Genomic DNA, 12,053 nt, shown 5'->3' on the forward strand with positions numbered 1-12,053 from the left:
AACGAGAGGAGTGGGAAAAATGGAACAAGCATATAAGAAAATATTAGTTGGAATTGACGGAAGCGAGCAAGCGTTTGCTGCATTCAAAAAAGCTGTCGAGGTGGCTCGTAGAAATGAAGGCACAGTGTACGTGACGAATGTGATCGACCAACAATTTTATCAATTTATGGGGTATACGCCTATTGACCAATCCTTGATCGATCAACAGACTGAATCAGCAAAAGAATTGATTGAAGAATGTAAAAATTACGGAAAATCCGTTGACTATCAAAAAATAGAAGGTATTGTGGCTTACGGTTCGGTCAGAGAATCCATGGCAGTAAAACTACCAAAGAAATATCAAATCGACTTGATCATGATCGGTCAATCAGGGCTGAATGCTGTTGAACGTTTTATGACTGGGAGTGTGGCAAGCTACGTGATTCGACAAGCTCCGTGTGATGTCTTAGTCGTTTCAGAACCACGAGAAGCCTAGTTTTTGATTCAATAGGCAGATCCTTGAACAAAAAAGATGAGGAAACGAAAGATGGTGCATTTCGTTTCCTCGTCTTTTTTTGTGATCCGTGCTTTCTTTTTATTCCGGCAAGTTTTTCTAAGAGAATTTATCATGCAAGAACCGCCTTTTTTTGTTAAGATAAAGCAAGAGAGTTTGGCGCTGGACTACGTTGGGTTTCCCGAAAGTACGATGTATTCAGTTGCCATAAATCAAAAACAACTTCAACAAATGATATTGGAGGAAACAAAATGATTTTTGCTTATAATCGCGCACATGTGGGCGACACATTAATGGTGATCGTAGCCGACGATAAAGGGACGGAAAATACCGCTATTCGCAAATGGAATGTTGCGCAGATCAAAGATGAATCTGGCCAAATCGTTGCATGGAACTTTTTCCATATCTCAGATCATCTAACAATTGAAGGTAATGGCCAAGTAATGATCTCAGAAGAACAACTAGCTGAATTGAACCGTTTGATCAAAGAAGCTGGCTTTGAAGAAACATTGGAGAAAGACGACCAACCGAAAATCGTTGTCGGTTATGTCAAAACTTGTGAACCCCATCCAGATTCTGATCATTTATCTGTAACTGAAACAGAAGTAGATGGTGGTGAAGTCTTGCAAATCGTTTGTGGCGCACCGAATATCGAAGCTGGTCAAAAAGTAGTCGTTGCCAAACCTGGTGCAATGATGCCAGACGGTATGATGATTTGGCCTGGAGAATTAAGAGGGGTCAAAAGTGACGGCATGATTTGCTCTGCAAAGGAACTTCACGTACCTAACGCCCCAGAGAAAAAAGGCATCTTAGTTTTACCTGAAGATGCGATAGTTGGCGAAGCATTCAAAAACTAGCATGAATAAAAAAGACGACTACCTCCACTGAGGCAGCCGTCTTTTTTATTAATTATTTGAGTCATTAGAACTATTTGAATTTCCTTGATTTAATGCAGTATTATCAATGGTCAATTTGATATCTACAGTTTTTTCTTCTTCGCCACGGTAATAAGTGATCTTCACAGTGTCGCCAACTTTTTTACCATAAAGCACAGACTGTAATTCGACACCAGATGAGACTTCTGTGTCATCGATTTTTGTAATGACATCATATTGTTCTAAGCCAGCTTTTTCCGCAGGTGTTGCTGGTTGAACAGAACGAATGATCACGCCATTTGTTACAGAAGAAGGTAATTTCAAAATCTGTTCCTGTTGTTGTGTAGAAACGGCGGAAAGATCGGTCATTGTGATACCCAGTGCAGGGCGTGTTACTTTTCCATCTTTTTCAAGTTGATTGATGATATTTACGACATCATTACTTGGAATCGCAAAACCCATTCCTTCAACACTTACATTTGAGGAATCGGAAGTCGAAGCAATTTTACTTGAATTGATACCAATGACTTGTCCTTCAATGTTGACTAGCGGACCACCGGAGTTCCCTGGGTTGATCGCCGCATCTGTTTGGATCGCGTTGATATTGACCGTTTCACCAGATTCATTCGAGCTTGTTACTTGACGATTCAAGGAAGAAACAATCCCTGATGTCACCGAGTTTGCATATTGAGAACCTAGAGGAGAACCAATCGCAATCGCAGGTTCGCCGACTTTCAATGAAGCAGAGTCGCCAAATGAAGCAACAGTATCGACTTTATCAGCACTGATTTTTAAAACAGCTAAATCAGTATAAGCATCTGTACCGACTAATTCTGCTTTCACTTTTGTTCCATCTTTTAATAAAACTTCTAGTCCTTGTTGTCCATCGACAACGTGATTATTCGTCACGATATAAGCGGAATCGCCCTCTTTTTTATAAATCACACCGCTACCTTCACTGTAAGCTTGCAATTCGCCATCTTCGCCACTACTTTCTTGTTGTTGGCCAAATAATGAACCAAACGGGTCAGATGATGAACTTTGTTTTTGTAGGTTGATAACAGAAACAACTGCTCCTTGCACTTTATCCACTGCAGAAGTGATATCTGAATCTACATTGACTTTTACATTTTCGACAACTGTTTCGCCTGATGCATTTTGTGTCCCGCTGCTAGAAGAAGTCGTTACTGAGTTACCACCTCCAGTTGCTGCATAAAAAATACCGAAAGTCAGTAATCCGCCAATCACGCCACCAACTACGCCAAGACCTAGCTTTCGCCAAATGCCATTAGATTTTCTTTTTTTCATTTTTGGTGTCACATCTCTTCTGTCCATGTGATCTGCCTCCATTTATTATTTTCTAGATAAGTTAAGTATAGACTTATTTACTAAATTTAGTCTACTTCCAGACTGTGAACTTTTTATGAAAAACATTAGGAAAAATAATTGTTTTCAGATGAAAAAATTAAATACAAACTTATACACAGAAATTGTGGAAAAGTATTTGTAAAAAATGCGTATAATTGTCCATAAAAGTTATCAACAAATTGTGGAAAAAGTGGAAAAATCTGTGCGAAACATATGTTTGCTTAAGAAATACTTATGAAATAAGCAATAAAACCACGATAAACTGTGGATAAACCTGTGGAAGATGTGTATAACTATGTGGGAAAACTTTTTTAAATCACTTTCTTGAATAAGCATCCTCAATTATAATTAAGAAAGGAATAAATCGACCTGGAAGAATGAGGAAAGGAAATAATTATGAACATAAAAATCATCTCAGTAGGAAAATTAAAAGAGAAATATTTGATTCAAGGAATCAATGAGTACGTTAAGCGACTGAAAGCCTATGGGAAAATCGAACTAATAGAAGTACCTGACGAAAAAGCACCAGAAAATCTTAGCGATGCCCAAATGCGCCAAGTCAAAGAAAAAGAAGGCGAGCGTATACTCGCAAAAATCAAAGATCATGAATTTGTCTATGCTTTAGCGATCCAAGGCGAAAATCCTACCAGTGAAGCCTTTGCAAAGCAAATCGATCAATTAGGCATCCAAGGAAAAAGCCAGCTCGTCTTTGTCATCGGTGGCTCATTAGGATTAAGCGATGACGTCATGCAACGCAGCAATGCCCAAATCTCCTTCGGCAAAATGACCTATCCGCATCAACTGATGCGCCTGATCCTCGTTGAACAAATTTATCGCGCGTTTCGAATCAATACGGGGGCTCCGTACCACAAATGAAATAATTATCCCTATCAAGATCGACTGTCAATAAATGACGGTCTTTTTTTAATGTTATTTTAACGATTATGAAACCAAAACGACGTTTTATGATATGTTTTATTTTTAAATTGATTATTATATTAAAATAAAAATATAAAGAAGATGTAAAATTAATTTTATTAGTTATTTTATTTGATCAAAGGGCTAATTTTTTTATGAAATAATAAAAACCACTTCAATCGTTTTAAATATGAAAATAATTCAGATGAAATGCGTATTTAGTTTAAGAAGGTCAACGTATAAAGGACAAAAGCCTATCGCTTATAAAAATAATGTTGCAAGAAATCAACCATCAAATATCTAAGAAGGTGAATAAATGTCAATAGATAATGAAATGATCTATGAGAATCAAAAAGAAATTCGGAAAGTGGAACAGCAACAAGATGAATTAGCAAATGGGAAACGTAGGTTAGAAAACCAGCTCCTTCAATTAGAAAAAGAACTTCAAAGAGGTTTTCGCCAATTATCTGAATTGAATCATGAAGATATCCAACAAGGTATGGCCAATGCAATTTGGATGCAGAAGGAGTATGAAGCAAAGCAACAAGCATTTCAACAACAATTTCATCAGGCATATGAAGAACTTGATTTTTCGTACAGGAAAACTTTACAAGGATTAGAAGTAGAAAGAGAAGAGTTGTTTGCAGAAAGGAGAACATTTGAGTGGGGTTAGTTTATGTGAGTGGGGAATCATCAGAATTTATGTCAGCGTTAAAGAAGAACTTAGCAAGTAGTAAAGAAACGATCAATCAACTAAAGAGAGGCAGTCAAAAAGTCGTGTCAGCTGTTAACGGAAACGAATTATCTGGTGCAGCATATACAGCAGGAAAAGGATTATTTAGTGAATTGATCATTCCGACAATTACACGAACAGCGAATGCGATTGAAAAAATTGAACAGGAGCTACAAAGGTATAAAGTCGCGGATCAGATTGTAGCAATGGAAGGATACTTGGATGAGAACAAACTGAACCAGCAACTGGCGACGACACGAGTTATGAAAGCATCAGTAGACACGACTTCTGCTTTTGTCCGGTCCCAAGCACAAAGTAACCCGTTCGTCGGCATTCTCGAAACATTGCTAAATGTCCAACGAGATCTAGATCGTATGTCAGAAAGCTTTCAACAAGATATTGATCAATTACAAAATAAACTAAAAAAATTACATAATTTCAATACTCAAACTAGTGGATTATTCAGTCATAGTTTGGATGAACTAAAACTGGCGATGCAAGGTGTATTAGTGTTAAAGAATACGAGAGTGAGGATAGATGGTTCATATTTGTTACCCGAGGGAATAAATAAAAAGTGGTTTACTTCTGATCAAATGGATATAGAAAATTATGATGAAGTTATTTCAGTACTTCAAACAACAGGGGGTGCTCTGGCTAGTGAGAAAACAGAGAAACTATTTATACAAAAAGGAATACAGCATGGTCAAAATGCTTCCGACTATATCTGGAAAAACCGATATTCATTGGAATTACCAGACGGAAAGATTTTGGGAGAAGTTCCTGGAGCCACTCTAGCTGCAAGGGAATCGGCTGAGAATACAATAAAAGGGGTGTTTAAATATGGAGGCAAGGCAATAACAGAAGGAGCAGGATTATTAATTGGTGTAGGGATAGATATAGTTTCAGGCGATAGTGCTGAAGAGGCTTGGGGAAAAGGAATAATTACAGGATTAGCGAGTGCAGGAGTAATAAGTGGTATAAAGCTTAGTACGGGAGCATTAGCTGCAGTTGGACTAATTTCTGCTCCTGTAAGTATTGGTATAGTAGGTTCTATAGCTGTAGGTATAGGTGTAGGTATTGCGAATGATATTTTAAGAGAAAAATTTAAATTTGTTAGAGATTTTGAAGATAGTGTGGGACAAGCAGTAGTATCTGGATGGGGTGATTTCACTGAAGGGGTGAGTGGTTTTATTGGAGGCCTATTAGATGGAATATAACCGTAAAATTATTGGTGGAAAAATATATAATATTGCATTTCAAAAAAATAAAATTATTCGCGGATGGTTGTTATTAGTAACAGAAAACAATGAGGAATTTGTTGTTCGACAGAATTCAAATTTGTTAAGGTTGGGCAACTATCATCTGAAAAGAGAAATATATAAATCTAATACTTCTTTAATGAGTTTTTCTGTAGACTGTAAAGAGATAGAGAAAGATTATAAGAAAAAATCGAACAGTAATTACATAGGTAGTGCGATTGCTTTAGTATTATATCCAATAATAAGAAAAATAGTTCCAGTTGAATGGTTATGGGGAAATTCTGATCAATTTTTTAATTTTTCTACAGGTATAAAAAATCTATTGTTTTTTTGGCTAACTATAATAGTTTGCTTGTACTTTTGTTCATTCTTTAGAAAAAGAGTTTTTCTTTTTAAAATGATGAATAATAATTCTGCTGTAAATTTTGTGGGAAGGATAAATCTCATTAATAATTCTAAATATGCAAAAAAAGTATGGAAAATAAATAATATAGTTGGTCTAGCTTTGATTATTTGTTTTACAATCATTTTTTTGTTTATAATACCTTTTTTAGTACAAGAAAGATTGCTAAGTTTGTTGAGTTTTTATATAGTTAAAATTTTTTTGTTCAATGGTAAAGTTTATTTCGTTAATAATATTGTGAAATATATATTGTTAGAAAGCGTATCTTGACTAAATGATATGAAAATAGAAGATGGCGAGATTAGAAATTTATGCTTTGATAAAAAAAGAGTAATTTCAGGTTGGTGTCTATTGATTTCAGATAATAATGAAGAATATTTAATAAGACAAAACAATTTCATGGTAGGTTTAAAGCAATATAGGGTTAGTAGAAAGATATATCAAGCTAATATTTCTTTATGTAAATTTAGTATTTCTGGTTTAGAAATGGAAAAGGAAATCAGGAAAAAATCAGAAAAAAGTTATTTAGGAGTAGCCATTGGACTTCCTTTAAGTAACTTAGTAAGGAACTTTATTCCACAGAATTGGCTTTGGGGTAAAAGTAATTTGCCAATAGATATGTTGGAAGGAATCATCAATTTATTATTCTTCTGGTTAGCATTAGTCATCTGTCTTTCTGTTGTCTCTTATTGGCGAAAAAATAGATTAAAAAAGGAATTAGAAAAAAGAGGTAGTTCTTTAAAGCTTATAGGTAAGGGATATGCAATTACTCCATTGATCATTACACAAAAAAAATTAAAATGGTGGTGAGAATAATGAAAATGATTCATTACGTAAAGGTATTAATAGTAGGGATAGGCTTGCTTATATTTTATGGCATATTTATGCTAGTTCTTCCTTTTTTGATACAAGAAAGATTATTATTTTTTCTTACAGTGTTTATTCTTGTGAGTACTATATATAATGGCAAAATATATTCAACAAAAAAAGTGAAATATAAAATAATATTTGATAAAGATGATCGGTAAATATGTATATCTTTCTTTTGTATTAAATTTCTTATGGAATAGAAGTCGGAAATACAGAGATTGAGCCTACTAATAGCAACAGCTATAATAACTAGAATGGAGAATACATATGGAACAAACTAACTTATTGCCTTTGGGTAGTGTTGTGTACATGAAAGAAGGAATTATGCCATTACTAATTGTTGCGCGACAACCGATTTTGAAGATGCAAGAGGAAATTTATTACTTAGATTATGCTGCAGTAAATCAACTAACTGGTTTAAATAATATTGAAGAAATAGCGTATTTTAATAACGAGGACATTCGCGAAATTTTATATCAAGGATATATGAGTGAAAATGAAAAAACAGTTTTAACAGCCTTGGAAGAATGGAAGGAAAATAATTTGGACATCCCTAAAGGTAAAGTTGTTAATCTAAAACAAACTTCTAAGAAAAAAGAATACGGGGATTTAGGCAAAAAATCTTTGTTGGAAGGAGAAACATTTGGTTTTTAAATTTATATTGAGTTAATGAGAATGCTAGCAAGGCTTATTAAGCCCATCAAATACAATTTAAAGATGAGGAGGAAGATCGTTTTTGTTGGTTTTGTATGAAAAGTGAATAAATAAAAATGGCAATATAAACACACTGAAAATTGATAATGAGACTAACGGCTTTCGATCCTATCAATAAAATTATTTTTTGGGGAGTAGACAATAAAAAAGAAATAAAGTTTTTACTATATGGGAATAATTACTAGGAAGTATATTCAGATAAGAAAGAAGAAAATAGTTCCACTTTAAAAATATCAGGAAAAAGCTACTTTAAGAGTAGAGCTTTTTGGACAAGTCAAGTTCTTATGGCAGGAATAGTGACTTTTGAAACCATTTTAGATAGATTACTTATTTTTCCAGTTATAGTCAGTTTACTTCTTGTGTTATGTCTAGGATATGTGTTAGCACTCGTTTTTATAGAAATAATGATGACTAATTCATTGGGAGTGTAGTGCTATTAAAAGGCGGAACATCAAACTTATTATTGTTGGATGGGTACAGCTTTTTAACAATGAAGGAACAATTGGTTATTTTGACTATTCTGCTTTAGGTTATCCGCAAGGTGTAATAGCGGAATCCAATTTTGCATTTTTAATGATGAAGATATAAAGAAAGTCTTATTTGAAGGGTATCGAGATGAGCAAGAAGTAGCGTTTTCTGATTCTTATGCAGAAAACACGAAAAATGTGCCTTATCCTAAATTAGTGATTGAAAGAGAGATTGAAGAGGAACCAGAAACTTTTAGGTTTTAAAAATTTAGTTATTAATATGGAATAACAGAAATAAAATACTATAGAGCTGTTTTGAAAGTAATCAAGTAATAGCTTATAGTGATAAATTTTTTCAGAATCAACTGAGAAACTTGAAGGAGGCTTTAGATGATAGGAAACAACTGTGACCAAGGTATTAAAAGAATTAATGGCAGATATTATCTACTGGAATTACATGATGGCGTGTACATTGTTGATTATTTTAAGTTAATGAGGCTGAGAAACTTTTTTCCGTTTAGTACCTTTTACAACAACGCTCGGAAAAAAAGTTGGACTGCATATAAAGTAACTGGATCAGCAGAAATTTTTGAAGGTAAAAAAATTTCTGAAATACAATTTTATGTTCCTGAATCTTACGGAATTTTTGGAACCTGTGTAATTAGTCCTTTTCTTATATATTTGGGCTATCTTCAGTCAATATATTTAGCTCTATTAATTGGTAGTTTTCTTAGTACATATGGAATAATATCAACCTGTCGACTATTACATAACAATAAGAAAGTGAAAGAAATACTTAAAAATAAGACGCTTGTACAGTTAGTACTTGTTGAAAATAAAAGGTCAAAAATTTATATATTTCTGAGTAATTTTTTATCATATGTATATGGTATGTTTGTAGGCTACCTATTTATATCAGCAATTTTATCAGGTGACTTTTGGGAGGTTATTTTTGTTTCATTAGTATCACCTACAATTTCGTTAATATTTGGAAAAATCATATCAAATTTTAGAGAAGTTCCAGATTTAAATATTAAGTATAAAGTAGTAAGAAATGACGATTAGTAAAAAATTTGTCAAATTGAAAAGACAGAATAAACAGTTGGAAAAACATCAGGTGGTGTATTCGAATGAAAGAGAATGTGGTGCCGTTACTATGTAGAGCAACAAATGAATCCATTTATTTTGATTTTAAAAATCAAAAACTTTTTATACAAAAATTTACAGGGAATCATGAAGAATATTCAAAATCGCTAGTAGTAGTACTAGGATTATTTGGATCAACTGTAATGATTCCTTTCTTTGCTAAAAATTTAGATTTTATGGCTAGCATACCATCAATTATTAATTACATAGTGTTTTCCGCAATAGGTTATTCAGTCGCTAAAGTTGTTAACTTAACGATAATGAATAAAATAAAAGGGGAAAAAATATATAAAGATTTCGACAGAAAACAAGTAAAAAAGATAATTGCTAATCAAGGGGATCTACAAATAATTTGGTGGACTCAATTAGTTTTGATAACTGGCTATATAATAGGTTTCTTTATCTGTTTATTTAGTGGGATGCTCCCCATCGATATAGCGATAATAGTTTCGCTTGGTTGTTTTTTGATTATTTTATTACAGGATTCTGTTCGGCCATTTACATATAAGAAAGCGATAAAAATACTAAAAAAACAAATGACAGAAGGAAGATTCATGGTTCCTTAATCTATATCGTGGAAAGAAATAAATAGTTGAATATTAAAAAACGATTGAGGCTAAAATCCTTTATCGTTCCTAAGAAACTTACTTCTCGTACTTTACTTATTTGTAAACTCTAAAACAATAGTTTCTTTTAACACAACCTTTATTTTTTTGATGAAAAATGAGCGATTATGCATTTAAAAGAGTCAGTTATGAAAGTAATAAATATTTGGTTATTTTATATTAGAATTACAGTGTAACATCGCTATAAAAATAGGCGAGCCTTTATATTTAAATTGGGATTTTATTTGTAACTAAAAAAAATAGTTTGTTAAAAGAATTTTTTATTATCTTTTATAAGGAGTGAAGAATATGGAGAATAATGAGAGTTTAGCACTGAAAGTCGTAAATGAATCATTGAAATTACCGCTTGTAAAAGTGAATCGCTCAGAATTTTTAGTGAAAGCATTTGGAGAAAAGGTAAAAAATATTGACCAACTGATTGAAAAAGGACCACAAACATTTTTATCTAAAGAAAAATTGGATCAAGTTGCTGACAGTAGAATACACTCGATAGTCGCTCAATCTAGTACTTTGTCTTTTGCGACAGGGCTACCTGGAGGACTAGCAATGGCAGCCACGATTCCGGCTGATATTACACAGTTCTACGGATATTCGCTAAAATTGGCACAAGAAATTTCTTATATTTATGGGTATAAAGATATTTGGAATCAACAAGGTGAGCTAACTGAAGAAGCTAAAGAAACATTGATATTGTATTTAGGTATTATGTTGGGTGTTACAACTGCAGGTTCCGCTGTTAGGATCTTATCGGGAAAATTATCTACACAAGCGTTGACCAAAATACCACAAAAAGCTTTGACTAAAACTATTTATTATCCAGTAACAAAGAAAGTTCTAGCAGTCTTTGGAACAAAACTAACAAAAACGACATTCGCAAAAGGTGTTTCTAAAGCTGTTCCTTTGGTAGGTGGTGTTGTGTCTGGAGGTTTAAACTATTTCTCAATGAAACCGATGGCTATGAGGTTAAAAAATGAATTAAGAAAAGGGCTTGATTATTCTGAACAAAAATTAAATGAAGATTTGAAAATCTTGCAAGGTGAAGAGATCATGACTACGGAAGCAAATCTATCGAAAAGCACGAAGGAAGACGAGAATCTAATAGAACAAATTGAAAAAGCGCATGAACTATTAAAACAAAAAATCATTACAGAAGAAGAATTTATAGTAATAAAGAAAAGATTACTCTCAAAATAGTAAACTTGTTAGAGAGAGCTGTTGGGTAGTGAAACAAGAAATCCTACCAAATAAAGAAAAATTAGGAAATCATTCATTGTTCCATAGGAATCTTGTAATAATTATTTGATAAGGTATCATCGTGGGGGATTGAGAAAGAGGGTCCAGATGAAGAAAAATTATCAAGTGATTTGTCTATTGATCATGGCTTTTTTGTTTTTTATGCCCGTTCAAACTTTTGCTGTAGCTGGTGGGCATGGTGGTGGTTCAACTGGTGGTGGCTCTGGTGGCGGCTCGATAGGGGGAGGTTCCAATTCCTATTATCGGAGAAGTCGGACGACTAATAGTAATAGTACATCAGAAGATTTTCTCTTTGTTGGCTTATCATTAGGGAGTATATTTGTGTTTTCTTTATTTAAAAAAAAGAAAACGCACAACATGGATATCAATGATTTGTTATCAAGAATGCCTGGAACAAAGCGTGAAAAGAAAAAATTGCTTTCTGAGATCAACAGAATCTTTTATGCAATACAAAAATCTTGGGAAGAAGAGGCTCCTGAAAAAGTAAAAAATTGTTATACCCCAAGATTATTCGAAGAACATCAACAAGTGTTACAAAAAAATAAAGATGAAGGTGTAAGAAATCATACAACGAAAATGGCCATTCAAGAATTGTCTAACTACCGACAAATCAATGACAATAGTTTCTCTATACGAATCGATTTTAGTTGTTTCGATTACTTAGTTGATCGTAAGGACCAGCGATTGATTTCAGGAAATGTGAGAGAAAGGTTATATTTTTCACAAGTATGGTATTTCAACTACTCTGAAAAAGAAAAAATTTGGCAAGCAGATTTTATTCAACCGATATTTTTGGATGGATAGCGTATCTTTAGGGGAAGAACTAGTTCTTAGGATAAATCTATCACTAAATTCATTCTTTTTATAAAAAATATTTATAGGAGTCATCATTGTAATTTGTGCCTAAGATTACAATGATGTTTTTTA

At 33.3% G+C, this 12,053-nt stretch carries 14 protein-coding genes; 13 read left to right on the forward strand and 1 reads right to left on the reverse strand.

What is annotated here, in order from left to right; all coding sequences use genetic code 11:
- Window positions 1-19 precede the first annotated feature (19 nt).
- Complete coding sequence (locus CUS89_RS09115) at window positions 20-475, forward strand: universal stress protein (RefSeq protein ID WP_019724277.1); 456 nt, start codon at window positions 20-22, stop codon at window positions 473-475.
- Window positions 476-744: 269 nt separating this feature from the next.
- Window positions 745-1,350 (forward strand): YtpR family tRNA-binding protein, encoded by a 606-nt coding sequence (gene ytpR, locus CUS89_RS09125; protein WP_104871873.1) that lies wholly within the window; start codon window positions 745-747, stop codon window positions 1,348-1,350.
- A 48-nt stretch (window positions 1,351-1,398) separates the two neighbouring features.
- Here ytpR and CUS89_RS09130 read toward each other — a convergent pair whose 3' ends face one another.
- Window positions 1,399-2,703 carry a S1C family serine protease gene (locus CUS89_RS09130; RefSeq protein ID WP_104871874.1) on the reverse strand — a complete coding sequence of 435 codons (1,305 nt, stop codon included), beginning with the start codon at window positions 2,701-2,703 and terminating at the stop codon, window positions 1,399-1,401.
- Window positions 2,704-3,132: 429 nt separating this feature from the next.
- Here CUS89_RS09130 and rlmH point away from each other — a divergent pair, with 429 nt between their 5' ends.
- The 11 genes from rlmH to CUS89_RS09185 all read left to right on the forward strand — a co-directional run bounded on the left by rlmH (window position 3,133) and on the right by CUS89_RS09185 (window position 11,930).
- Entirely contained in the window at window positions 3,133-3,612 is a 480-nt protein-coding gene (gene rlmH, locus CUS89_RS09135; protein ID WP_104871875.1) for a 23S rRNA (pseudouridine(1915)-N(3))-methyltransferase RlmH, read from the forward strand.
- A 358-nt stretch (window positions 3,613-3,970) separates the two neighbouring features.
- Window positions 3,971-4,327, forward strand: coding sequence for a hypothetical protein (locus CUS89_RS09140; RefSeq protein ID WP_104871876.1), 357 nt, complete (start codon window positions 3,971-3,973; stop codon window positions 4,325-4,327).
- On the forward strand, window positions 4,318-5,604 hold the full coding sequence (locus CUS89_RS09145) for a hypothetical protein (RefSeq protein WP_104871877.1): 1,287 nt from the start codon (window positions 4,318-4,320) through the stop codon (window positions 5,602-5,604). The genes CUS89_RS09140 and CUS89_RS09145 overlap by 10 nt, the downstream gene beginning before the upstream one ends.
- Window positions 5,594-6,319, forward strand: a complete 726-nt coding sequence (locus CUS89_RS09150) for a hypothetical protein (protein WP_104871878.1) — start codon at window positions 5,594-5,596, stop codon at window positions 6,317-6,319. Before CUS89_RS09145 ends, CUS89_RS09150 begins: the two co-directional genes overlap by 11 nt.
- Window positions 6,320-6,328: 9 nt before the next feature.
- Entirely contained in the window at window positions 6,329-6,859 is a 531-nt protein-coding gene (locus CUS89_RS09155; protein ID WP_104871879.1) for a hypothetical protein, read from the forward strand.
- Window positions 6,860-7,186: 327 nt separating this feature from the next.
- Window positions 7,187-7,573 (forward strand): DUF4176 domain-containing protein, encoded by a 387-nt coding sequence (locus CUS89_RS09165; RefSeq protein WP_104871881.1) that lies wholly within the window; start codon window positions 7,187-7,189, stop codon window positions 7,571-7,573.
- Window positions 7,574-8,095: 522 nt separating this feature from the next.
- On the forward strand, window positions 8,096-8,221 hold the full coding sequence (locus CUS89_RS16590; RefSeq protein WP_374955053.1) for a hypothetical protein: 126 nt from the start codon (window positions 8,096-8,098) through the stop codon (window positions 8,219-8,221).
- 269 nt (window positions 8,222-8,490) lie between these two features.
- Window positions 8,491-9,165 (forward strand): hypothetical protein, encoded by a 675-nt coding sequence (locus CUS89_RS09170; protein WP_104871882.1) that lies wholly within the window; start codon window positions 8,491-8,493, stop codon window positions 9,163-9,165.
- Between the two features lie 65 nt (window positions 9,166-9,230).
- Window positions 9,231-9,812 (forward strand): hypothetical protein, encoded by a 582-nt coding sequence (locus tag CUS89_RS09175; RefSeq protein ID WP_104871883.1) that lies wholly within the window; start codon window positions 9,231-9,233, stop codon window positions 9,810-9,812.
- A gap of 348 nt (window positions 9,813-10,160) precedes the next feature.
- Window positions 10,161-11,066, forward strand: coding sequence for an EcsC family protein (locus CUS89_RS09180; protein ID WP_065096946.1), 906 nt, complete (start codon window positions 10,161-10,163; stop codon window positions 11,064-11,066).
- Between the two features lie 147 nt (window positions 11,067-11,213).
- Window positions 11,214-11,930, forward strand: coding sequence for a TIM44-like domain-containing protein (locus CUS89_RS09185; RefSeq protein WP_104871884.1), 717 nt, complete (start codon window positions 11,214-11,216; stop codon window positions 11,928-11,930).
- The last annotated feature ends 123 nt before the right edge of the window (window positions 11,931-12,053 follow it).

The organism is Enterococcus mundtii (genome assembly GCF_002947535.1).
GTDB lineage: Bacteria > Bacillota > Bacilli > Lactobacillales > Enterococcaceae > Enterococcus_B > Enterococcus_B mundtii_B.